This window comes from Caulobacter sp. 602-1, assembly GCF_003931565.1.
Classification (GTDB): domain Bacteria; phylum Pseudomonadota; class Alphaproteobacteria; order Caulobacterales; family Caulobacteraceae; genus Caulobacter.
Genome location: NZ_RRYI01000002.1, coordinates 331,232 through 354,629, shown reverse-complemented (window position 1 = coordinate 354,629; position 23,398 = coordinate 331,232). Strand labels below are relative to the sequence as shown.

Genomic DNA, 23,398 nt, shown 5'->3' with positions numbered 1-23,398 from the left:
TGGGAAATCCGAGTCGTCTCAGGACGATCCGGACGAGAGGCAGCGGAGCATCGGCCGATGACCATGGACAGGCGTTATCAACAGGTCGCGAAGCAGATCATAGAGCTCATCGAGTCTGGTGAGTTCGCCCCGGGCAGCCGACTGCCGGGGGAACGCGAACTGGCCGAACGACTTGGCGTATCGCGCGTCACCGTGCGGGAGGCCGAGATCGCCCTCGAGGCGCAGGGCTATATCGCCGTCAAGACGGGTTCGGGCGTCTATGTCCGCCCCCGCCGGCCTGCCGATCTGTCGCCCCTGACCGAGGTCGACGCCTTCGAGCTGACGACGGTCCGCGCCGTCGTCGAAGCGGAGTCGGCGGCGCTGGCGGCGCTGAACATGACCCCCGAAGCCATGGTGCTCCTGGAAGACACCATGCGGGTGATGGCGGGCAATGACGAAGCCGCCGAAGAGGCCGACGAGCGCTTCCACCTGCTGATCGCCGAAAGCAGCGGCAGCCCGATCATCGAGCATTTCGTGCGGACCCTCTGGCGGATGCGCAACGAGGCCCCCCGCGTCGTGCAAGTCTACAGCAATGTCTGCAAGAGCGGGTTCGAAGACAGGATCGAGGAGCACCGGGCCGTGTACGACGCCATCCGCAACCGCGATCCGAACGCGGCGCGCCTGGCGATGCGCGAGCACTTCAGCCGCCTGTTCGAAGCCATGCTGGCGGCCGAGGAGACCGAGGCCATCGTCCAGCTGCGCCGCAAGGCCTTGCAGCATCGCGACCGCTTCAAGCTTTCGGTGCAGCACGGCGCCGCCTGACGCCCAACACCATACGGCCCACCGAGCCCTGGCGGACGAACCGGGCCGGCGACGATCGAGGAAACGGAATGAAACGCTTTTCCGCTCTGGCCTTGGCCGGAACCCTGTGGTGCGGTCCGGCCCTGGCCGAGGCCCCCCGCTTCACCAATCTCTTCGGCGATCATGCCGTTCTGCAGCGGGGCGAACCCGTTCGCCTCAGCGGCCGGGCCGACCCCGGCGCGGCTCTGCGCGTCGACATCGCCGATCAGAGCCTGACGACCACCGCCGACGCGAACGGCCGTTGGTCGGTGATGACCAGACCCATGAGCGCCGGCGGCCCCTACACGCTCTCCGTCTCCGACCGAGGCACGCGAACCGTGCTTAGCGACGTCATGGTCGGGGAGGTGTGGTTCTGCGCCGGGCAGTCGAACATGGGGCTCAAGCTGCAGGACGCCACCAATGGCGGCAACGAGGTCCGCGACTCGGAAAACCCGCGGCTGCGGTTCACCGACATCGGGCGGGATGTCGCCGCCCGCCCGCTCGAAGAGGCCAAGGCCGTCAGCGGCTGGGCCCTGGCGTCGCCGAAGAGCATCGGACCGGCTTCGGCCGCCTGCTACTTCATGGCCAAGGCGCTGCAGGCCCATTTCGGCGTGACGGTCGGCTTCATCAGCTCCACCTGGGGCGGTACGCAAACCCAGGCCTGGATCGGCGAGAACGGACTGAGGCCGCTGAAGACCTATGATGACGCCCTGGACCGTCTGGCCCTCTACGCCAAGGATCCGCAAGCCGGCGAGGCGCGGCAGGCGCGCTATTTCGAGGACTGGTGGGTGGCCCATGAACCGGACGCCAAGGCCAAGGCCGCCTGGGCCCGGCCCGATTTCGATGACGCCGGCTGGAAGCCGGTCCGTCCGACAAGGGTGTGGGAACGGCTCGGAGACCCGGAACTGGCCAGCTTCAACGGCGCGGTCTGGTATCGCGCCGACTTCACCCTGACCAAGGCCCAAGCCGAAGGCGCCGCGCGCATCGCTCTGGGCCTGATCGACGACAGCGACACCACCTTCGTCAACGGCGTGCGGGTTGGCGGCATCGAGGGTCGCACGACCCGCCGCGCCTACGCCCTGCCCAAGGGTCTGCTCGTGGCCGGTCGAAACGTCGTCGCGGTCCGCGTGCTCGACTCAGGCGGCTCCGGCGGGCTGTACGACACCGACGACCAGCGCTACCTGGCCATGGCCGACGGATCGAAACTCCCCCTGCCCGAAGCCTGGCGCTATCGCGTGTCGGCGCCCCTGGACGCGCTGGGCGATGTCCCGGTGACGCCCTGGGATCCGACCAAGGGCGCCGGCAGCCTCTATAACGGCATGGTCGCGCCCGTGACGGCCTACACCGTCAAAGGGGTCGCCTGGTATCAGGGCGAGTCCAACGTCTACGACCCACCGGCCTTCGGTCGCCTTCTGCCGGCGTTGATCCATCAATGGCGCGCGGCTTTTGGCGCGCCCGACCTGCCCTTCGTGCTGGCGCAGCTCCCGAACTATGGCCCGGTCAGCGACCGCCCGGGCGCATCGAAGACCGCCGAGGTGCGCGAGCAGCAGCGGCGGACGGCTCAGACCCTGAACCGCGTCGGCCTGACCTCGATCATCGACATCGGCGACCGCTACGACATCCACCCGGGCCAGAAGACCGTCGTGGGCGCCCGGCTCGCCTTGACCGCACGACGCGTGGCCTACGCCGAGACGGTGGCGCAAAGCCCCTCTCCCGTGACCGTGACGCGCTCGGGCGACGATCTGGTCGTGCGCTTCAGGGACACCGCGGACGGCCTGCGCACCTATAGCGGCGACACCGCCATCGGCTTCGAAGTCTGCGACGGTGATCGACGGTGCCGCTACGCCACGGCCGTGGCCAAGGGCGATCACGTGACCCTGGCCGGCGCCAACCGGCCCGAGATCCGCGCCATCCGCTACGCCTGGAGCGACTCCCCGTTCGTCAACCTGTTCAACAGCGAAGACCTGCCGGCAGGCCCCTTCGAAATCACGGTCGATTAAAAGCGGCCGAAGCGATCGCGTGACGGCGCCGTCGGCCGGAACCTGCCCAGGCGGAAATGGCGCGGCCGCGCCCACGAGGGCGTGGCGGTGAGAGAGGGATTCGAACCCTCGATAGAGTTTCCCCTATACACGCGTTCCAGGCGTGCGCCTTCAACCACTCGGCCACCTCACCAGCGCACACGAGTCGGGGGTGGTTGAGACCCCCGGCGCGGGAAGGCGCGCAATATACTCAGGGACCGACAGGTAGCAAGCGCGTTCCCGGATGAAACCGGCGAGGCGAGCGTTTATATCGAGGCGCAAGGATTCCCGCCTCGGAAGGCCGCCATGCCGTCGTCGACCAAGACCCCAGAGAAGCTGAGCGAGACACCCACCGCCGAGACGGCCCTGCCCGGTCGTCCGCAACCCATTCCGACGGCGGAGACGCACTTCGTCAACGGCCGTCCGCTCAAGGGTCCCTATCCGGACGGCCTGGAGACGGCAATCCTGGCCATGGGATGCTTCTGGGGCGTCGAGCGCGTGTTCTGGCAGGTCCCGGGCGTCTATGTGACCGCCGCCGGCTACGCGGCCGGGATCACGCCGAACCCGACCTATGAAGAGGTCTGCACCGGCCGCACCGGGCACGCCGAGGTCGTGCTGGTGGTGTTCGACCCGAGGATCGTCACCTACGAGGCGCTGCTGAAGACCTTCTGGGAGAACCATGATCCGACCCAGGGCATGCGCCAGGGCGGCGACATCGGCACGCAGTACCGCTCGGGCCTCTATGTCACCAACGACGCGCAAGGCTCCGCGGCCGTGGAGTCGAAGGAAGCCTATCAGCAGGCCCTGTCGGCCAAGGGCCTGGGGACCATCACCACCGAGATCGCCGCCGCCGGCCCGTTCTATTTCGCCGAGGACTACCACCAGCAGTACCTGGCCAAGAATCCGGACGGCTATTGCGGCATTGGCGGCACGGGCGTGGTCTGCCCAATCGGGGTGGGTGTTTCGGCCTGATGACCCCCGAAGCGTTCGACGAAGCGTGCTTGGCCCTGCCGGGCGCCACTATGTCCGTTCAGTGGGGCGACGATCATGTTTTCAAGGTGGGCGGCAAGATGTTCGCCGTCCGCGGCGAGGGTGTCACCCTGGGCGGCGGGATCTCGTTCAAGGCCTCGGACGTGGCGTTCGAGGTGCTGACGCAGACCGGTCGCGCCAGACCCGCCCCCTACCTGGCGCGCGCGCGGTGGGTGCATTTCGCGGAGCTGGGCGAGTTGGACGCCGACGAAGTGGCCGACTGGGTGAGGAGCGCCCATGGCCTGGTCGCCGCCAAGCTTACCCGCAGGCTTCGGGCGGAGCTGGGGCTTTAGGACCGGCCAGGCCCTTCATGGCCAGGGCTTCGATAGCGTCCAGCAGGCGCTGGTTGGTCAGGCCTGGCGTCCCCGGGGCCCACTTGGTCAGCCAGATCAACATGCCCACCATCAGCTGCACCACCAGAGCCGGCTCGCACGGCGCGATGGTGCCGTCGGCCATACCCTCTTCCAGAAATCGCTCCAGCCGCCTGGAAAGCCGCGCGGTCCAGGCCTCGATCGCTTGGCGCTGATCCTGGTCAAGATAGGAGCTGTCGCCAAAATAAAGCTGCGGCCCGTTGTCGACAGCGTCGTCCAGCAGGGCCTGCAGGAAACGCCGCAGCTTGCACAGGCCCGTGCCGCCGTCGGCGTCAACCTTGACCAGGATGGCTTCAAACCGCTCCAGCGACCGCTGATGGCCGGCATAGGCCAGGGCCTGCTTATTGGGGAAGTAGTAGTAGAGCGCCGCGTCCTTCAGATCGAGGGCGGCGGCGATATCGGTCATCGTGGCCGCGGCGAAGCCCTTGGCGTTGATGATCTCGATGGCCGCGCGCAGGATCGCCTCGCGCTTCTTCACCGACTTTTGGCTCTGCGCCATCGGCCTGATGTCGTCCCCAAGGCCCCGGGACGTCAGGGCCACAGGGTCTGCCCCCTTAGCCAACCGCTGTCTCTCCTCCACGGGCGCGCACGATTCTTGCGTCGAGCGACTACCGATGCCTTCCAGCATCACCCGAACCCGTTCTGCTGCAAACCGAAAATTCTAACTTGCGCTAGAATATCGAGGTCATATTAAAATCAGCGTCAGTTGCGGACGGATGCAAGCCGTTCGCGCTGGGGCGGAAACATGACGCAAAGCGTCTTCATCCTAGGCCAAGGGCTCGTGACCGCTCTCTGCGGTTCGCGCGGTCGGCCAGGATCGCCCTTCCCTCACGTCAACACGCCCGCTCTTCCCCAAAATAAATCCGCGATTGCTCGAGGCGGGATGGGAAGAAAAGCGGCCGATAATAAAGAAAAACAGGGAGTTCGTTATGAGAAACGTCCACATGCTAGGGGTCTCGGCCCTCGCGCTCGCCATCGCGGCGCCCGCCTACGCGCAAACCACCCAGGCTGACAGCAACTCGATCGCCGAAATCGTCGTCACCGCCACCAAGCGCGAACAGACTCTGCAGGACGTGCCGATCTCGGTCGCCGTCACGGGTCAGCAAACCATCGAACGGGCCCAGGTCCGCGACCTGATCGACCTGCAGTCGGTCGTTCCGTCGCTGAAGGTCCAGCAATTCAACGCCGCGGGCCAGACCAACTTCGTCATCCGCGGCTTCGGCAATGGCAACGGCAACGACGGCATTGAAAGCTCGGTCGGCATCTTCATCGACGGCGTCTATCGCAGCCGCTCCGCCGCCGCCCTGGACGACCTGCCCGAGATCGAGCGCGTCGAGGTTCTGCGCGGCCCGCAATCGACCCTGTTCGGCAAGAACGTGTCGGCCGGCGCGATCAGCATCGTGACCAAGAAGCCGCAGTTCGAGTTCGGCGGTAAGGTCGAAGGCACCTACGGCAACTACAACGCCCGCCAGATCAAGGGCACGATCACCGGCCCGCTCAGCGAGACCCTCGCGGTCCGCCTTTCGGGCAGCCTGAACAAGCGCGACGGCTTCTTCACCAACACGACGACCGGCAACGACGTCAACGACCGCGATCGCTGGTCGATCCGCGGCGACATGCTGTGGGAACCGACCGACAAGACCTCGTTCCGCGTCATCGCCGACTACAACAAGATCAACGAGACCTGCTGCGGCGTGACCTCGATCTACAACGGTCCGGCCACCCTCGCCATCGGCGGCTTGCTGAAGAAGCCGATCAGCGACACCACCAAGATCTTCGACCGCGACGTCATCTTCAACACCGACCCCGAGAACAAGCTGTCGGGCAAGGGCGTTTCGGGCCAGCTCGACCATGACCTCGGCTTCGCAAAGCTGACCGCGATCACGGCCTACCGGAACCAGAAGAACGCCTCGTTCCAGGACATCGACTTCACCGGCGCGGACATCTCCAACAACCGCACCGCCAACACCATCAAGACCTTCACCCAAGAAGTGCGCCTGGCGTCGAACAGCGATGGTCCGCTCAACTGGCTGATCGGCGGCTTCTACCAGAATGAAAAGCTGGATACCGGCCGCACCGTCACCTACGGCAACGACATCCGCGCGTTCGCCGAAGCCCTGTCGGGCCCGGTTCCGGCGGCGCTGCTGGGCGCCCTGCCCGCCACGCTCCGCCCGGCCCTGACCGGCCGGTCGAACCTGTACGCCCTGGAATTCCTGCAGAGCCTGGCGACGCCCACGCTGGTGCGCCCCGGCTTGACCTACTTCCAGCCCGGCCAAGGCATCAACGACTATTACAAGATGAAGCAGGAGTCGTACTCGCTGTTCAGCCAGTTCGACTACAAGGTCACCGAAAAGCTGACCCTGACCGGCGGCCTCGCCTACATGAACGACACGAAGAAGGCCCGTTCGAACGTCGCCCTGAACGACCCATTCTCTTCGCTGAACCTGGGCGCCGTGCCGCAGTTCCCCGCCCTGGGTCTGCCGGGCAACCTGTATAGCGCCCTCGGCGCCCTGCAGTTCTTCTACGGCAACGACCCGACCCACGGCCCGGTCAACTATCCGAACGCCGCCGAGTCCGGCCGACTGAAGGGCGACAAGGTCACCTACGCCGTTCGCGCGGCTTATGACTTCGGCGCGATCAACGCCTATGCCAGCTACTCCACGGGCTGGAAGGCCGGCGCCTTCAACCTGTCGTCCGACAGCCGTCCGCCGAACGCCAACGGCGTGGGCCGCACCGCCCAGCCGGAAAACGTCGACGTCTACGAACTGGGCGTGAAGGCCAGCTTCCCGGGCGGCTACGCCAACATCGCGGCCTTCAAGCAGTCGATCAAGGGCTTCCAGTCCAACGCCTTCACCGGCCTCGGCTACAGCCTGGTCAACGCCGGCGAGGAGTCGGTGAAGGGCTTCGAAGTCGACAGCGCCTGGCGTCCGGTGCAATGGCTGAACCTGGCCGCTTCGGTCACCTATCTCGATCCGAAGTATGACAGCTTCACCGGCGCGGCCTGCGTGGCTTACGACACGGTTCGCTGTCCGGTCGACCCGACCACCGGCCGTCGTCCGAACTTCCGCAATCTGACGGGCGACACCCCGGCCGGCATCGCCAAGTGGTCGTTCTCGACCTCGGCGACGATCAACCACGACATCTCCGAGAACTGGCAGGGCTATGCGCGCGTGGAATACGACCACAGCAGCAAGGTTCAGCTGACGGAAACCGTGTCGCCGGCCCTGGCCAGCTACGGCACCGATGTCGTCAACGCCAGCGTCGGCGTGATCCAGACCGCCGGCCAACTGGAAATCGGCCTGTGGGCCCGTAACCTGACCAACGACGAAAGCCTGATCTCGGCCTTCCCGACGGTGGCCCAGGACGGCAGCTATAGCGGCTATCCGAACGCGCCGCGCACCTACGGCCTGACGGTTCGCAAGAGCTTCTAAGCCGATCCGACGAGGGCGGCCGGGTCCGAGGACCTGGCCGCCCTTTTCTTTACGCAAAGTGGCCTGACCACTTTTCCTTGCGCCCTGGCCGCGGGCCATGCTTCAACCTCTGCGACAAAGCCGAACGGCTGCTGGAGGAACGCGTGATGGGAACGGGATTGAAGGCTCTGGTCGCCGCGGCGTGCGCTCTGGCCCTGCTGGCGCCGCTGGGCGCGTCGGCCTCCTCCCCCACTCTGACCCGGGCCGAGAATCGCGACGGCCAGGATCTCTCGGGGACCTGGCATTACTCGGTCGATCCCTATCGCGACGGCCTAGCCGGCTTCCACCGCGGCGCGCCCGGCGAGGGTCACCGCCGCTATGACGACGTCGATGTCGACGCCGTGACCAAGTCCAGGCCCAACGCCCTCTACGAATACGACATGGACCGCTCGCCCACGGCCACCCTGCCCCAGGGCTGGGTCGGGCACGATCCGAGCCTGCGCTACTACCAGGGTCTGATGTGGTACGAGCGGCGCTTCGACGCCCCGGCGCTGAAGCCCGGCCAACGCGCCTTCCTGCGCTTCGAGGCGGTCAATTACACCGCCAAGGTCTTCCTGAACGGCAAGGCTGTCGGCGAGCACGAGGGCGGCTTCACGCCGTTCTCGATGGAGGTCACCGAGACCTTGCGGGCCAGCAACAACCAGATCACGGTCGGCGTCGACTCCACACCCCAGACCGACGGCGTGCCGCCGCCGGTTACCGACTGGGAGAACTATGGCGGGATCACCCGGCCGATGCGCCTGGTCATCACCCCCGGCACCTTCGTCGACGAGGCTTGGCTGCGCCTGACCAAGGACGGAAAGATCGCCGCCACCGTGAAGCTGGACGGGGCCCAGGCCGCCAACCAGGAGGTCCATGTCCGCGTCGCCGAGCTGGGCCTCGACGTCACCGGCAAGACAGACCCCCAGGGCGTGCTCAACGCCTCGATCGCCGCGCCCAAGGGCCTGGTTCGCTGGTCGCCCGAGAAGCCCAAGCTCTATGACGTCGTCGTCCAGACGGGCGAGGACAAGCTGACCGACCGTGTCGGCTTCCGCACGATCGAGACCAAGGGCAGCGAGATCCTGCTGAACGGCAAGCCGATTTTCCTGCGCGGCGTCTCGGTCCATGAGGAGGAGTTCGGCGACAACCCGGCCCGGACCATCACCGAGGCCGGCGCCCGCGCCCTGCTCTCGGAGGTGAAGGAGGGCCTGCACGGCAACTTCGTGCGCCTCGCCCACTATCCGCACAGCGAGATCACCACCCGCATCGCCGACGAGATGGGCCTGCTGGTGTGGAGCGAAATCCCCGTCTACTGGCTGGTCGACTTCGGCAATCCGCGCACCCTGAAACTGGCGCGGGACATGCTGGCCGACAATATCCGCCGCGACCGCAACCGCGCCTCGATCATCATGTGGAGCGTGGCCAACGAGACGCCGATCACCGAACCGCGCAACGCCTTCCTCTACCAGTTGGTCGACGACGTCCGGGCGCTGGACGACAGCCGCCTGGTCACCGCCGCCCTGCTGACGGCGCGCAAGACCAATGACGGCCCAAACGGCAAGCAAGTCGAGATGGGCCTCAACGACCCGCTGGCCGACAAGCTCGATGTCCTGGCCGCCAACACCTACAACGGCTGGTACAGCGACGACACGCTCGACAGCCTGCCGGCCATGACCTGGAAGGCCACCGACAAGCCGATGGTGTTCTCCGAATTCGGCGCCGACGCCCTGTCCGGCTTCAGCGACCCTGTGCTGATGCGCAAGTTCTCCGAAGACTTTCAGAAGAAGTACTACGAGAAGACCCTGGCCATGGCCGCCAAGGCCTCGACCCTGCGCGGCATGTCGCCCTGGATCCTCAAGGACTTCCGCAGCCCCAGGCGTCAGCATCCGATCTATCAGCAAGGCTGGAACCGTAAGGGACTGGTCTCGCCGACGGGACGGCGCAAACCGGCGTTCTTCGTGCTGCGAGACTTCTACCGACAGAAGGAAGCAGGGCAGTAGGCCAGACGGCCGCGCGGCCATACTCAGGTATAGGTGCGACAGACCAACGCAGGTCCTGGCCAAGCCTTGGTTGAATGGTCCCCGAAGCGGGGATGAAGAACACTGATCGTCGAAACACGGAGCCCCTCTCCCCAAGGGGCGCAACGGAGATCGACGCCATGTCCTATCAACCCGCCGCCCGCAGCTTCGACACCGCCTCCAATCCCTTCGACGGCGTGGTCGCCGGCCAGATCCTGGACGATGAGGTCCGCGCGTTCGCGCCGAGCCTGAAAGACATACTGGCCCGCGCCGAACGCTCGATCGGCGGCGACCTGGACGCCACCCGCGCCCTGCTGGCTCGAGCCAACGCGATGATCGCCGAGGCGGTCGAGACGCAAGGTCGAACGCGCGAGGTCAGCCTGGGCGGTCTCGCCCCCTGGCAGGCTAAGCGGGTCAGCGCCCACATCGACGCCCACCTCGGCGACACCATCCCGGTCTCGCACCTGGCCCAGCTGGTCACACTGAGCGCCGGCCACTTCAGCCGCGCCTTCAAGCAGACCTTCGGCGACACCCCGCACGGTCATGTCATGCGCCGACGGGTCGAGACAGCCAAGGCGATGATGCTCAAGAGCGCCGAACCGCTCAGCCAGATCGCCTATCTGTGCGGCTTCGCCGACCAGGCCCACTTCTCGCGAACCTTCCGGAAGCTGGCCGGCGCGACGCCCCTGGCCTGGCGCCGAGCCCACTACGGGCGCGCCTGAGCGTCCATGCAATCGACTGCGCCCGTTTGTCGCACACATTCGGCAACCTAGACCGTTGCCATTCGCTCGGGACTCGACGAAGGTCCTCGGACTCGGCGCACCCCACCGCGTCCGACACCTTTTAAAGCCGGCTGGCCACGCCTCGCGCGAGACCAGCCGGCTTCATTTAAGGGCTCCCCGTTGGGTCTCGCCCCTGACGACAACGCCGGGACCGTGGGCCGACCATCATCGCGCACGTTCCCGTTGATCCCGGCTCTCTAGGCCGCGGGCAGGACCACCCGGAACAAGGCCCCACCATCCTGCGCGGTCTCCGCGGCGATGACGCCGCCATGCGCCTCGACGATCGACTTGCTGATCGACAGGCCCATGCCCATCCCCGTCGCCTTGGTCGAATGGAAGGCCTTGAAAAGGACTTGCGCGTTCCGCGCCGCCACGCCGGGGCCCGTATCGGCCACCTCCAGCACGACCCGATCGTCCGCGCGCCGCGTGGAGAGAGTCAGATCGCGCGCGCCGTCGCGTCCCGCCATGGCCTGAATGCCGTTCATGGCCAGGTTGATGACCACCTGCTGCAGCTGCACCCGGTCGCCCAGGACCTCGCCCACGTCCGGCGACAGGGCCAGGATCAGCCGCACGTCGTGCGCCGCCAGTTCGCGCTTCAGCAGCAGCGCGGCGTCCTCGATCGCCGCGTTCAGCGCCACCGGCGCGCGCTGCGGATCCTTGTTCGAGGCCAGGGCCCGGATGCGGCTGATGATGTCCGAGGCGCGCTGCCCCTCGACGATCATCCGCCCCATCGCCGCGCGGGCCTCTTCCAGGTCGGGCTCGGCGCGGTTGATCCAGCGCAGACCCGCCTCGCCGTTGGTGACGATGGCGGCCAGAGGCTGGTTGACCTCGTGGGCGATCGAGGCGGTCAGTTCGCCCAGGGTCGAGACCCGGGCGGCGTGGGCTAGGTCCGCCTCGGCCTTGCGCAGGGCGTCTTGCGCTGCCAGTCGGTCGCTGATGTCGACGATGCCGACCAGCACCGTGCCGCGCTTGACCCCGTCGCGCGGGTAGCAGGTGGTGAAGAGGGCGTCGAACTCCGTCCCGTCGGCCTTGCAGAACCGCGCCTCGGCCTCGTAGCTGTGCCGGCGCTCCAGGGCCGCGAAGACGCTCTCGGCGAACACCCTTTCGCTGGACCGAGGCCAGAACCGCGACACAGAGCCCAGCAGGTCCTCTCGCGGCGCGCCGAACAGGGCGACGGACTTGTCGTTGACGTCGACCACCCTCGAGACCTCGATCATCCGCCGGATCACCTCGGGATGCTCGGCGACATAGGCGCGGACGTCGGTCATGCCCTTGGCCTGCAGGTCGGCCAGCACCTCGCCCAGGTCGTTGAAGTCCAGCTCCCAGAACGACACCGCCATGGCCCGAAAGACGTTGCTGTAGCGATACTCGCTGTATTTCAGATCCAGCGCCGCCTTGCGGGCGGCGGTGACGTCGCGGCCAGTCTCCAACACCTCGATCGGCGTCCCGGCCGCGTCGCGACGCAGGGTCCAGCGGCCGTCGACGACCACCGTCTCGCCGGCGGCCGTGGTCCGGGTCAACTCGCCCTCCCAGTGGCCGGTCTCGATCAGCTGAGCCTTGATCGCCGCGATCTCGGCCGGATACCGCGTGGCGAGCAAGACGTCGGGATCCCCGCCCATGGCCGTCTCGCGCGCGTGGCCGTACAGCGCCGCGGCGCCGCGGTTCCAGAAGGTGATCCGACCCTCCAGATCGCTGACGAAGATGGCGTCATGCGCCGCGTCCAGCATCTCGGCCAGGTCCTGGCGCCGGCGGTCGACGTCTTCGGTGATCATGCGGCCCCCATCTCCGATTGCATAATTGACGAGGCCGCGCGTCTGGTCCAGCTAACGAGAACGATGGTCACCCAAACAGTCCATATCGTCGATGATGACGGCGCCCTGCGCGAGGCCCTGGACAGTCTGTTCCGCTCGGTCGGACTGGAGACCAAGGCGTTCGGCAACGCCCAGGAGTTCCTGCAGTCGGGCCACGCTCACGACGCCGGCTGCCTGGTGCTGGACGTGCGCCTCCCGGGCCTCTCCGGCCTGGATTTCCAAGAGAAGCTGGCCGCCGCCGACATCCGCATGCCCATCGTGCTGATGACCGGCCATGGCGACATCCCGATGAGCGTGCGCGGCATGAAGGCCGGGGCCGTCGACTTCCTGACCAAGCCCTTCCGCGATCAGGACATGCTGGACGCGGTCGCCGCGGCCCTGGAGCGCGATGCGACCGCCCGCGCCCAGCAGGGCGGCCTCGACGACCTGCGCGCCCTCTACGAGACGCTGAGCGGGCGTGAGAAGCAGGTCATGGCCCTTGTGGCCAGCGGGCTGATGAACAAGCAGGCCGCCCATCAGCTGGGCTTGTCCGAGATCACCGTGAAGATCCATCGCGGCAACCTGATGCGGAAGATGGAGGCCCGGAGCCTGGCGGATCTGGTCCGCATGGCCGAGATGCTCAAGCTGCGGCCCGAAGACCCCGCGTGACGGACCGTCTTGAACGATCCTCACGCAAGAGCACACAAACCTCCGTATAATTTCCGCGACCGCGGTTATCGGGCACTGATCGTGGCGCGACCCGCCGTCGCGCGTTCGAGGAAGCCCGCTTGTCCCCCTCCCCCCTCATCTGTGTCGTCGACGACGACGACTCGGTCCGCGTCTCGCTGGAGGGGCTGCTGCGATCCCTGGGTCATCGCGTCGAGGGGTTCGACAGCGCCACGGCGTTTATGGCCTCGGCCGCGCGCGGTCGGGCCGACTGCGTGATCAGCGACCTGCAGATGCCGGGCATGACCGGCGTCGAGATGAAGGAGGCCATGATCGCCGCCGGCGAGAACACCCCGGTCATCCTGATCACCGCCTTCGCCGACGACGCCCAGAGGCTCCGGGCCGAAAGGGCGGGCGTGACCTGCTTCCTGCCCAAGCCCTTCACCGGCGAGAGGCTCATCGACTGCCTGAACCGGGCTTTGATTGGCTGACTAGAACGGCTTGTCGCCCTTGATCGTCACGCGCTCGACGATCCGCTCCTGGGGCCAGTAGTCGAGGACCGCGTAGTGCTGCGTCGCGCGGTTGTCCCAGAAGACGATGGCGTTCGGAGTCCAGCGGAAGCGGACCTGATATTCGGGCGATTTCACCCGGTCCAGCAGGTCGGCCAGCAGCGTCTTGGCCTCGTCCTCAGGCAGGCCCAGGATCCGGGTTGTGAAGACCTTGTTGACGAACAGGTGCTTCTCGCCGGTCTCCGGATGGATGCGAACCACCGGGTGGATCATCGGCGGATACTCCGCGCGCAACGCCTGACGCTTGGCCTCGTCGACGCGGTAGCCGTAGCTCTGGATGATGTCGTGCTCGGCCGTGAGGGTCGCCAGTTTGTCCTTCAACGCCTGGGGCAGGTCGGCATAGATGGCGGCCGTGTCGGCGAACAGGGTGTCGCCGCCCAGGGGCGGCATGCGCCGCATCCGTAGCACCCCGCCCATCGACGGCGCCTCGCGGAAGGTGACGTCGGTGTGCCACTTGTTGGCGGCGCGGACGATCGGGACGATCTCCTCGCGCAGCTTCATGCCGTCGGCCGCCTCGATGTGCAGGATCTCCGGAAAGCCCGGCACATGGGCGGTGACCGGATGGCCCTCCAGCTCGCCAAAGTACCGGCCAAAGCGGACGTGATCCTCGTAGGAAATGTCCTGGTCGCGGAAGAACACCACCTTGTGGCGCAGCAGGGCCGCGCGGATCGCCGCGACGATCTCGGGGCTCAGTGGCCGCGTCAGGTCGAGCCCCGAGATCTCCGCTCCCAGCACCGTGCCGACGGGCTTGATGGTCAGGCCGGCATGGGGAGCCGCGTCGTGTTCGGAGATCGAGACCGGAGCGTTCATGGCGTCCTCCCTGGACTTTCCAGAACCCTACGATTGAACGCCGATCTCTCAATTCACAAATTCTGGGGCCGGTACGCCCGTTCCTCATAGTCGAACCAGTCGAAGTCGGCCGGCGCGGCGGCGCCGGAGACGTCCTGGCAGGCCATGCCGACGAAGGCGCCGGTGAAGTTGGGCGCGCCAGGGGCGCTGGCCTCATCGGACAGGATCGAGGCGTCGAACACCTCCGGCAGCCAGGCCCAGGCGCCCTCGCCCTGCCGGAATCCGAACCGCAAGCGCTCGAAGTCGACCTCGACGCGCAGCTCGACCGGGCCGGCGGCCAGCGGGATGGGCGCGGTGAAGCTGTCCGACTGCGGGCTGTCGGGACTGCAGCTCATCACCCGCAGATGCTTGCCGATCGCGTCGTCGTGGCTGACATGCAGATAGTGCAGCTTGGAGCCGTTGTAGTAGCAGATCAGCCCCGCGGCCTGCTGGAAGTGCTCGGGCTCGAAGTCCAGCACCGTGGCGGCCGAGTAGCAGTGGGCCTGCTGGCGTCGGGCGACCAGGGCTTGGCGGAAGACGCTGCCCACGCTCTCGCGGCCGTAGAGGCGCAAGAAGCCGGGCCTGGCGGTCAGGCTGAAGATCTCGTCCGGATAGGGCGTGCGCAGCCATTGGAAGTCGATCGGCAGGTCTGGACCGTCAAAGCTCGCGCGCGTTGGCGCCGCAGGCCAAAGCTGCTCGGGCAGGTCCGGCGCCGGGGTCTCCAGCGTCGGATCGCCCGAGCCGTCCAGCGTGCGCGGCCAGCCGTCCTCGCCCCAGACCAGCTTCTGGATCGCCGTCTCGCGCCCGAGCGTGCAGCGGCCCCGATTGGGAATCGGCCGGCCGATCAGATAGGCCGCGTAGGTCTCCCCGTCGGCGGTCTCGACCAGATCCGCGTGGCCCGCGCGTTGCAGCGCCACATGCGGCCGGTCGCGGGAGGTCAGGACGTAGGTGTCGGGGTGCAGTTCATACGGACCGGCGAGGTCGCGCGATCTTGCCATGGTCATGGCGTGACCCCAGCCGGTGCCGCCCTCGGCAGTGACCAGGTAGTACCAGCCGTCGCGCTTGTAGAGGTGCGGAGCCTCGGTCAGGCCGATCGGCGTGCCCTGGAAGATCACCTTGCGCTCGCCGACCAGCTTCCGCTCGGCGACCGAATATTCCTGCAGCACGATGCCGGCGAAGCGGTTCTTGCCCGGACGGTGATCCCACAGCTGATTGACCAGCCATTTGCGGCCGTCGTCGTCGTGGAACAGCGACGGATCGAAGCCCGAGCTGTTCAGATGGATGGGATCCGACCACGCGCCGTCGATCGTGTCGGCCGTGACCAGGTAGTTGTGGAAGTCGCGCAAACTGGCGCCGGACGCCCCGCCGACCGTGGTCCGGCCGTATCGCTTCACGTCGGTGAAGATCAGCCAGAACTTGCCGTCGGCGTGGGTCAGGCACGGCGCCCAGACCCCACAGCCGTCGGGGTCGCCGCGCATGTCCAGCTGGCTCGGACGGGTCAGCGGCCGGCCCAGCAAGCGCCAGTTCTTGAGGTCGCGCGAGTGGTGGATCTGGACGCCCGGGAACCACTCGAAGGTCGAGGTGGCGACATAGTAGTCCCGCCCCACCCGGACGATCGACGGGTCGGGATTGAAGCCGCGCAGGATGGGATTGGAAATCACGCTCATGCTTTTACCGTCTCGGATGTTCCATTTGGCGCGGCGCGGTCCTTGACGAGCGTCCACAGCAGAACGGCCCCGGCGATGTCCAGCACGCCCAGGGCCACGAAGAACGGGTCATAGCCGATCGTCGTCACCAGCCCGCCGATCAGCAGCGAGAACAGCAGCAGACCCAGATTGCCCATCATGCCGGCCAGGCCCGCCACCGTGGCGACCTCGTCACGGCGAAAGAGGTCGGAGGCCATGGTGATGACGGTCACCGACAGGGTCTGGTGCGCGAAGCCGCCCAGGCAGAGCAGCGCGATGGCCGCGTAGGCGCTCTCGACCTTGCCGACGAACACCATGCCCGTCATCAGGACCGCGCCCAGGGTGAAGGCGATGCGACGGGCGTTGATCAGCGAAACACCGCGCTTCTGCAGGAAGTGCGCGATCACCGGCCCAGCCAGGCAGCCCAGGTCGGCGGCCACGAACGGCATCCAGGCGAACAGGGCGATCTGCTTGAGGTCGAAGCCGCGGGTCTGCGACAGATAGAGCGGCACCCAGAACGACAGCGTCCCCCAGGTCGGATCGGCCAGGAAGCGCGGCAGGGCGATGCCCCAGAACTGGCCCTGCTTCAGGATCGAGATGATCGACGGCTTGGCTCCGGTGGCGGTCAGGTGCGCTTCCTGGCCCGTGGCGATCAGCGCGCGCTCCTCGTCGGTCATCGACGGGTGCCGCTCGGGCGAGCGGTAGAAGAAGAGCCACAGCACCACCCAGACCAGGCCGAAGGCGCCGGTCAATACGAAGGCCGCTCGCCAGTTCCAGGCCAGCACGGCCCACACCACCAGCGGCGGCGCCAGAACCGAACCGATCGAGGCGCCGATGTTGAACACCGCGCCGGCGAAGCCCCGCTCCCTCGCCGGAAACCAGGTCGCCACCGTCTTCATGCCGGCCGGCTGGGCCGAACCCTCGGCCAGGCCCAGGAAGGCGCGCAGGAAGGCGAAACCCTGCCAGTTATGAACCAGGCCATGGGCCATGGCGATCAGCGACCAGGCCGCCGCGAAGACCGCGAAGCCTGTGCGCAGGCCCAGGGTGTCGAGCACATAGCCGCAGACCGGCTGCAGCATGATCCCCAGCTGGAAGGCGCCCGTGATCCAGGAATACTCCTTCACGGAGATATCCAGGTCCTTCATCACCGTCGGGGCGGCGATGCCCATGGTCGAGCGGGTCAGGTAGTTGACGATCGCGCCCAGCATGACCAGGCCGATGATCCACCAGCGCAGGGCTTTCAATTTCGGCAAGGCGGCTCTCCCCGTTGGGCGCGCTCAAGCCGGCCCATTAAATGGTACCGCTATCGCCGATAAGATCTGACGTCCACCCTGTCGTGGTCTGATATCACCCGGCCTTCTTCCGGGACGGATGACCGGCCGACAGGGCCTTGGCGCGGCTGGCGGCGCGGGTCGAGGCGGACGGCGCCGTCTTGGCGGATTTGGCGGCGCCCTTGCTCTTGGGCCGGGCCTTGAGACGGGCGTCCCTCTCGGCCGCCAGCTTCTGGAAGGCCCGCACGTGCCTGTCCGCCCGCTGCTTGCAGTGGGCGTGCATCACCTCGAGTTCCTTGTCGGTCAGCTTCTCGATGCCGATGAAGTCGTCCTCGGCCTCGGTGGTGGCGCGGATCAGCTCGTCAAGCTTGGTCTGCAAGGCCAGGCCGTCGCGGTTCTGCGTATTCTGGATCAGGAACACCATCAGGAAGGTGATGATCGTCGTGCCGGTGTTGATCACCAGCTGCCAGGTCTCGGAGAACTTGAAGATCGGCCCCGTCACCGCCCACAGCACCACGAGGGCGACGCAAATCAGGAACGCGGGCGGACTGCCCGTGGCACGGGCCGTGACGTTGGCGAATTTGGCGAACAGCTTGTCCACGAGACGATCTCCTTGCGATCGCCCCGGTAACGCTTAGACCGCCGCGGAAGCTCCGCGCCGCGGCATCGGCTGATGCAGAGCCTGGGCGCCGCGCCGCGCGACCTCGCCCACGAAGCGGTCCTTGCCGTCCGCCGCGGCGGCCGATTCCCAGACGAAGACACCGACGCAGTCGTGCGCCGCCGCGACCTCGGCCGCCAGTTCCAGGGCGTCGACATCGCCCTCGGCGGTGTTGGCGATGAAGGTCAGGGACACGCCGTCGGCGCGCCGTGGGTAGAAGAGGTACGTCGGCATGATGTGAACTCCTGCCTTTCGAGCGGGAGTGAAGCCTGGGCTTCGTCTCTCGGTCATCGGCGCTCGAGAGGACCGTGCCGATGATGACTAGAGCTTAACACCCCGATTTGGGGATATCGAGCAAATACAGCCAAGTGGAAAAATAAACATAAGTCGTGAACCCGACATTCATGTGTCGGCGATTTCTATAAACCATCGAAATACATGATAAATACGAAGTACTCGATACGCGCTACCGGCGGCGTCATAGATTTTGAATCGACGACGAAGGCCTCTGCACCAGCGACCACAAGCACCGCCGCCGGCGGCGGAAGAGGCCGCGCAACGAGTGGCCTTACCAGTTGAACATGGTCCCGTCCTGAAGACGGTTCACCGGCAGGTAGGCGCGCTTGTATTCGTACTTTCCGGCCAGATCCTCGTCGATGTCGACGCCCAGGCCCGGCTTGTCGCCCGGGTGCAGCATGCCGTCATCGAAGGTATAGGCGTGCGGGAACACGGCGTCCGTCTCCGGCGTGTGGCGCATGTATTCCTGCAGGCCGAAGTTCGGGATCGACATGTCGAAATGCAGGGCCGCGGCCATGGTGATCGGCGACAGATCGGTAGCGCCGTGGCAGCCGGTCTTGACGTGGTGCAGGTCGGCGAAGGCGGCGATCTTCTTCAGATTGCTGATCCCGCCCGCGTGCAGCACGGTCGCGCGCAGATAGTCGATCAATTGCTCCTCGATCAGTTGCTTGCAGTCCCAGACGTGAGCGAAGATTTCGCCGACGGCCAGCGGCGTAGTGGTGTGCTGGCGGATCAGGCGGAAGCCGGCCTGGTTCTCGGCCGGGACCGAGTCCTCCAGCCAGAACAGGCGATAGGGCTCCAGGTCCTTGCCCAGGCGGGCGGCCTCGATCGGGGTCAGGCGATGGTGGACGTCGTGCAGCAGGTGGACGTCCCAGCCCAGGACCTCACGCGCCTTCTCGAACAGTTTCGGCACGTGGTTCAGGTACTTGGCGGTCGACCACAGGTTCTCGGTGGGCAGGTTGCCGTCGGCCGGCTCGTAGAACATCTTGTCGCCGGAGACGCCGTAGGTGCTGGGCAGGCCGGGCACGCCCGTCTGCAGGCGAATGGCCTTGTAGCCCATGGCCTTGTACTTCACCGCCTCGGCGATGGTCTCGTCGATGGTCTCGCCGTTGGCGTGGCCGTAGACGGTGACGCCGGTGCGGCACGCGCCGCCCAGCAGCTGATAGACCGGCAGACCCGCGACCTTGCCCTTGATGTCCCACAGAGCCATGTCGACGGCCGCCAGGGCGGTCATGGCCACCGGACCGCCGCGCCAGTACGAGCCGCGATAGAAGAACTGCCAGATGTCCTCGATCTGGTGGGCGTCGCGGCCGATCAGGCTGGGGATCATGTGATCCTGCAGGAAGCCCACCACCGACAGTTCGCGCCCGTTCAGGGTGGCGTCGCCGACCCCGGTGACCCCGTCCTCGGTCGTGATCTTCAGCGTCACGAAGTTGCGGCCGGGGCAGGTGACGATGACCTTGGCGTCGATGATCTTCAGCATGGACCTGGAATAGCTAAGCGGGGCCTTAAAGTGGCCTGACCACTTCTAGCGACTTATCCGACAAGAAGCTAGTGACCGCGCCCTTCCATCGCCCTCAAGCCCGGTAGCGCGAACATCGGCCATACAATAGGCTAGGCGCGCGCCGACGCCGCGTCGGCTCGATCAGCGAAAACACATGACCACTTCGACGGCAGAAACCCGCAAGCTCTACCAACAGGTGGCCAACTCGATCGCCGACTCGATTCGCGACGGCACGCACCGCCCTGGCCAGCGCCTGCCGTCCGAGCGGGATCTGGCGGAAGACTACAAGGTCAGCCGTCCGACCGTCCGCGAGGCGATGATCGCCCTGGAAATCCGCGGCCTGGTCGAGGCCCGCCACGGCTCGGGCGTCTATGTCACCGAAGCCCCGCGCGCCGAGGTCACCGCACCCGAACTGGACATCGGCGCCTTCGAGCTGACCGAGGCCCGCCGCCTGATCGAGGGCGAGGTCGCGGCCCTGGCCGCCGCCACCATCACCGACGAGGAACTGGCCGAGCTGGCGACGATCATGGACGACATGGTCGTGGAGAACGACAGCGACCCGCGCGGCGGCGAGCGCGCCGACCGCCGCTTCCACGTGACCATCGCCCAGGCCAGCCGCAACAGCGCCCTGGTCACCGTCGTCGAGAACCTCTGGGACCTGCGCTACAAGTCGCCCCTGTGCCGCGCCATGCTGGAGCGCGCCCGCCAGGTCGGCGTGCGCCCGCTGATCGACGACCATCAGGAGATCCTGCGGGCCCTGAAGCAACGCGACCCCACCGCCGCCCGCAACGCCATGCGCGAGCACCTGGGCCGAGTGATCGACAACCTGCTGACCGCGACCGAGATCGACGCGCTGGAACGGGCGCGGAACGAAGTCGCGGCTCGGCGAACCGAGCTGGCGAGAAGGTCGGCGATCTAAAGCGGCCTACTTTCGATACGCCCCGATCGTCAGCCGGCTTTGCGCCGCAGGGTCCTTCTTGGCGATGAAGCCGGCCTTGGCCGCGAAGCTCGCGTCGCCGTAGGCCGCCGCCGCCAGATCATACAGCGGCAGAGCCTCTTCCGTGGCGTCCTGCGGCTTTAGTTCCTTGAACGGGAAGGCCGCCTCGTCGCCGACATACGGGGCAAGGTAGTCGAAGGCGGCGCGGATGCCCTGCCCCCTCGGCCCCTTGTAGCCCCACAGGTCGACGCCGACGCACGGCCCCAGCTCGGCCATGCCGACCAACGGTTCCAGGGCGAAATAGCTGTAGTGCAGGCCCCTGGTGCGGGCCAATTCCTTGGGCATCTTGCCGTCGGGGTCGATCTGCGGATCGACGCGGGTCTTGCCGGCCTCGGCGATCACCGTCCTGGCCAGGTCCGGCCGACGCGCGAACAACGAGAAGGTCGCCAGCTGGTAGTCGTACCAGATGCCGTGGTTGTTCTGGGCGGCGCGTTCTTCCTTGGCGGTCGGCCCTGTTCCCAGCCAGGCGACGTAGTCGCCGAACCAAGCCTCCAATCCCTTCTGCTCCGCCGGCGCGAGCGCCTTGGAGGGGGCCAGGAGCCCGATCGACTCGACCACGCGCAGCAGTCTGAAGGTGTCGAGCACGCCCTCGGCGCGGCCCGGGGTGCGGCCAGGCACGCCCTGGGCGTAGCTCATGGACGGGTTCATGCGCGTGGCCGGATCCAGGAACCACACGCGCAGCAGTTGGGCGGCCTTGGTCGCGTACTTGGCGTCGTCGGTGAAATAGTAGGCCAGGGACAGAGCCTCGACGGCGCTGGCCATGCTGTCCATGCGCACGGCGTCGAAGGCGTTGGTGTTCCTTTCCGGATTCACCTCGCCGTCCCTGCGGATATAGGGCTCGCCGGTCGGCTGGGCCGGATCCGGCCACCAGTACGGGCCCATCGAGATATAGTCGTGCTTGTCGCCGCTGGGCGGGACGCGGGTCTTCTCGGTGACGGCGTAGGACGGGCCGTCCAACGCCTTTTCCGCGCGGGCCAGCAGGGCCCTGTAGGCCAGTGCGACGGACGGATCGGCGAGATCGGCCTTGACGGCCTTCAACCACTGCGGCTTCCAGCGGAAGGTGCGGCGGCCGTCGAAGTCGGCGGCGTAGCCCTCCTCGGCCTTGCAGACGGGGCCAGCGGCCAGGGCCGGCACGGCGGTCGAGAGCGCGCTAGCGGCGGCGGCGCTCAGGACCAGGGTTCGGATTGTTGAGCGGATCGTTGCGTCCTCCCACTCCTCGCGCCGCGGCATCAAGGCTGCGGGCCTGCGTCATCCAGAAACCGGCGCCAAAACTGCTACACCGCAACCAGGCGACCAGACAAGCGGACTGGCATGACCAATATTCCGAATCGGCCATACGATTTGCCCAGGGGCGACAGGATCAGGTAAGACAACTTGCGACGGATCCATAGGCGCACCGCCGACCAGCGCCCGGCAGAGGCGCGCCCCGGGGAGGTTTCGGATGCGCGTACGGTTCGCGACGGCTGTGATCTGCCTGACCTTGAGCGCCCTTCCCGCCGCCGCACAGCCCCCGAAATCGTCCAGGCCCGCCACGGCGACCGCCGACCTTTCCGCCGCCGCCCTGACCCTGGGCCGCGCCGTCGCCTACTGGCAGCTGCGCCACATGGACGGCCAATTCGACTATGTGAAAACCCAGCACGCCAAGACCCAAAATCCGCGCGGCTGGATCCAAGGCGCCTTCTATGCCGGCCTGGCCGCCTTCGCCGAGCGGACAGGGGACCGAGGTTACGCCCTGGCCCTGCGCGCGCACGGCACCCAGGAGGGCTGGGGCCTGGGCTCGCGCCCGTTGCACGCCGACGATCACGTCATCGCTCAGTCGTGGATCTGGACCTACGGCCGTGATCCGGACCCCGCTCAGATCGCGCCGGTGAAGGCCCGCTTCGACGCCATCCTGGCCGATCCGCCCAAGGCCGACCTGACCTTCATCGACGGCGCGGAAGACCAGCCCTGTCAGGCCCGCTGGTGCTGGAGCGACGCCCTGTTCATGGCGCCGCCGACCTGGATCGCCCTGTCGGCCGCCACTGGTGACCCCCGCTACGCCGCCTATGGCGACCGGGAGTTCTGGGCCGCCACCGACTGGCTGCTGGACAAGCGGGAAGGCCTCTATTTCCGCGATAGCCGATACTTCGACAGGAAGGACGACCAAGGTCGCAAGATCTTCTGGAGCCGCGGCAATGGCTGGGCCTATGCGGGCGTCGTCAACATCCTGAAAGCCCTGCCCGCGAACCATCCGTCTCGCCCGCGCTACGTGGCGCTGTTCAAGCAGATGTCGGCCCGGCTGACGGCCCTGCAGAAGCCCGATGGCTACTGGCCCGTCTCGCTGCTGGCGCCCGAGCACAGCCCGCCGGAAAGCAGCGGGACCGGCTTCTTCGTCTATGGCCTGGCCTGGGGCGTGAATAACGGACTGCTGAAGGCGCCGAAATATAAAGCCGCCGCGCGCCGGGGGTGGAACGCGCTGGCCCAGGCCATGCGCCCGGACGGCAAGCTGGGCTGGGTGCAGCAGGTCGGCTATGCCCCCGAACACGTCGAAGCCGACGACACTCAACTGTATGGCGCCGGAGCGTTCCTGCTCGCGGCCTCGGAAGTGTCGCGCGGCCGCTTCTAGCGGCCCGCATAGCCTTTGGACTCAACTCAAGATCTGGCGGCG

20 protein-coding genes and 1 tRNA gene are annotated in these 23,398 nt (G+C 67.0%); 11 read left to right on the top strand and 10 right to left on the bottom strand.

The features are described from left to right. Positions 1–57: 57 nt before the first annotated feature. The gene (locus tag EIK80_RS06410; RefSeq protein ID WP_125156144.1) at positions 58–801 is read left to right on the top strand and encodes a FadR/GntR family transcriptional regulator; all 744 of its coding nucleotides are present in this window, start codon (positions 58–60) and stop codon (positions 799–801) included. A gap of 68 nt (positions 802–869) precedes the next feature. After that, positions 870–2,819, top strand: coding sequence for a sialate O-acetylesterase (locus EIK80_RS06405; RefSeq protein ID WP_125156143.1), 1,950 nt, complete (start codon positions 870–872; stop codon positions 2,817–2,819). A gap of 82 nt (positions 2,820–2,901) precedes the next feature. On the opposite strand, the gene EIK80_RS06400 is transcribed toward EIK80_RS06405, so the two are convergent. Continuing rightward, a tRNA-Ser gene (locus EIK80_RS06400) sits at positions 2,902–2,991 on the bottom strand. Positions 2,992–3,143: 152 nt separating this feature from the next. Between EIK80_RS06400 and msrA the strand changes: the two genes are divergently transcribed. Both msrA and EIK80_RS06390 read left to right on the top strand, forming a co-directional pair. Beyond that, the gene (gene msrA / locus EIK80_RS06395; protein ID WP_125156142.1) at positions 3,144–3,809 is read left to right on the top strand and encodes a peptide-methionine (S)-S-oxide reductase MsrA; all 666 of its coding nucleotides are present in this window, start codon (positions 3,144–3,146) and stop codon (positions 3,807–3,809) included. Continuing rightward, the gene (locus tag EIK80_RS06390) at positions 3,809–4,159 is read left to right on the top strand and encodes an MmcQ/YjbR family DNA-binding protein (RefSeq protein ID WP_125156141.1); all 351 of its coding nucleotides are present in this window, start codon (positions 3,809–3,811) and stop codon (positions 4,157–4,159) included. The genes msrA and EIK80_RS06390 overlap by 1 nt, the downstream gene beginning before the upstream one ends. Here EIK80_RS06390 and EIK80_RS06385 read toward each other — a convergent pair. Then, complete coding sequence (locus tag EIK80_RS06385; protein WP_125156140.1) at positions 4,125–4,799, bottom strand: TetR/AcrR family transcriptional regulator; 675 nt, start codon at positions 4,797–4,799, stop codon at positions 4,125–4,127. The two genes, EIK80_RS06390 and EIK80_RS06385, sit on opposite strands and share 35 nt — an antisense overlap. Before the next feature lie 367 nt (positions 4,800–5,166). Between EIK80_RS06385 and EIK80_RS06375 the strand changes: the two genes are divergently transcribed. The 3 genes from EIK80_RS06375 (at position 5,167) to EIK80_RS06365 (ending at position 10,426) form a co-directional block, all read left to right on the top strand. After that, positions 5,167–7,668, top strand: coding sequence for a TonB-dependent receptor (locus tag EIK80_RS06375; protein WP_125156138.1), 2,502 nt, complete (start codon positions 5,167–5,169; stop codon positions 7,666–7,668). A gap of 146 nt (positions 7,669–7,814) precedes the next feature. After that, a complete protein-coding gene (locus EIK80_RS06370) occupies positions 7,815–9,686 on the top strand; it encodes a glycoside hydrolase family 2 protein (RefSeq protein WP_125156137.1) in 1,872 nt (623 codons plus the stop codon). Between the two features lie 158 nt (positions 9,687–9,844). Beyond that, entirely contained in the window at positions 9,845–10,426 is a 582-nt protein-coding gene (locus tag EIK80_RS06365; protein WP_158624642.1) for a helix-turn-helix domain-containing protein, read from the top strand. Between the two features lie 257 nt (positions 10,427–10,683). Here the strand turns inward: EIK80_RS06365 and EIK80_RS06360 are convergent, their stop codons facing one another. Beyond that, positions 10,684–12,258, bottom strand: a complete 1,575-nt coding sequence (locus tag EIK80_RS06360) for a PAS domain S-box protein (RefSeq protein ID WP_125156135.1) — start codon at positions 12,256–12,258, stop codon at positions 10,684–10,686. Between the two features lie 63 nt (positions 12,259–12,321). On the opposite strand from EIK80_RS06360, the gene EIK80_RS06355 reads away from it, so the two are divergent. Then, the gene (locus EIK80_RS06355; protein ID WP_125156134.1) at positions 12,322–12,945 is read left to right on the top strand and encodes a response regulator transcription factor; all 624 of its coding nucleotides are present in this window, start codon (positions 12,322–12,324) and stop codon (positions 12,943–12,945) included. Positions 12,946–13,064: 119 nt separating this feature from the next. Further along, positions 13,065–13,433 (top strand): response regulator, encoded by a 369-nt coding sequence (locus EIK80_RS06350; protein ID WP_125156133.1) that lies wholly within the window; start codon positions 13,065–13,067, stop codon positions 13,431–13,433. Here EIK80_RS06350 and EIK80_RS06345 read toward each other — a convergent pair whose 3' ends face one another. The 6 genes from EIK80_RS06345 to manD all read right to left on the bottom strand — a co-directional run bounded on the left by EIK80_RS06345 (position 13,434) and on the right by manD (position 19,733). Then, complete coding sequence (locus tag EIK80_RS06345; RefSeq protein ID WP_125156132.1) at positions 13,434–14,321, bottom strand: TauD/TfdA family dioxygenase; 888 nt, start codon at positions 14,319–14,321, stop codon at positions 13,434–13,436. It abuts the gene before it with no gap. 53 nt (positions 14,322–14,374) lie between these two features. Next, positions 14,375–16,006, bottom strand: coding sequence for a glycoside hydrolase family 43 protein (locus EIK80_RS06340; RefSeq protein ID WP_125156131.1), 1,632 nt, complete (start codon positions 16,004–16,006; stop codon positions 14,375–14,377). Continuing rightward, complete coding sequence (locus EIK80_RS06335) at positions 16,003–17,232, bottom strand: MFS transporter (RefSeq protein WP_125156627.1); 1,230 nt, start codon at positions 17,230–17,232, stop codon at positions 16,003–16,005. Before EIK80_RS06335 ends, EIK80_RS06340 begins: the two co-directional genes overlap by 4 nt. 139 nt (positions 17,233–17,371) lie before the next feature. Then, positions 17,372–17,896, bottom strand: coding sequence for a low affinity iron permease family protein (locus tag EIK80_RS06330; protein ID WP_125156130.1), 525 nt, complete (start codon positions 17,894–17,896; stop codon positions 17,372–17,374). Between the two features lie 33 nt (positions 17,897–17,929). Further along, a complete protein-coding gene (locus EIK80_RS06325) occupies positions 17,930–18,187 on the bottom strand; it encodes a hypothetical protein (protein WP_199743401.1) in 258 nt (85 codons plus the stop codon). 334 nt (positions 18,188–18,521) lie between these two features. Then, a complete protein-coding gene (manD, locus tag EIK80_RS06320) occupies positions 18,522–19,733 on the bottom strand; it encodes a D-mannonate dehydratase ManD (RefSeq protein ID WP_125156129.1) in 1,212 nt (403 codons plus the stop codon). Between the two features lie 175 nt (positions 19,734–19,908). On the opposite strand from manD, the gene EIK80_RS06315 reads away from it, so the two are divergent. Continuing rightward, positions 19,909–20,673 carry a FadR/GntR family transcriptional regulator gene (locus EIK80_RS06315; RefSeq protein ID WP_125156128.1) on the top strand — a complete coding sequence of 255 codons (765 nt, stop codon included), beginning with the start codon at positions 19,909–19,911 and terminating at the stop codon, positions 20,671–20,673. A gap of 6 nt (positions 20,674–20,679) precedes the next feature. Here EIK80_RS06315 and EIK80_RS06310 read toward each other — a convergent pair whose 3' ends face one another. Further along, on the bottom strand, positions 20,680–21,981 hold the full coding sequence (locus tag EIK80_RS06310; RefSeq protein WP_125156626.1) for an alginate lyase family protein: 1,302 nt from the start codon (positions 21,979–21,981) through the stop codon (positions 20,680–20,682). A gap of 211 nt (positions 21,982–22,192) precedes the next feature. Here EIK80_RS06310 and EIK80_RS06305 point away from each other — a divergent pair, with 211 nt between their 5' ends. Further along, a complete protein-coding gene (locus EIK80_RS06305) occupies positions 22,193–23,356 on the top strand; it encodes a glycoside hydrolase family 105 protein (RefSeq protein WP_125156127.1) in 1,164 nt (387 codons plus the stop codon). The last annotated feature ends 42 nt before the right edge of the window (positions 23,357–23,398 follow it).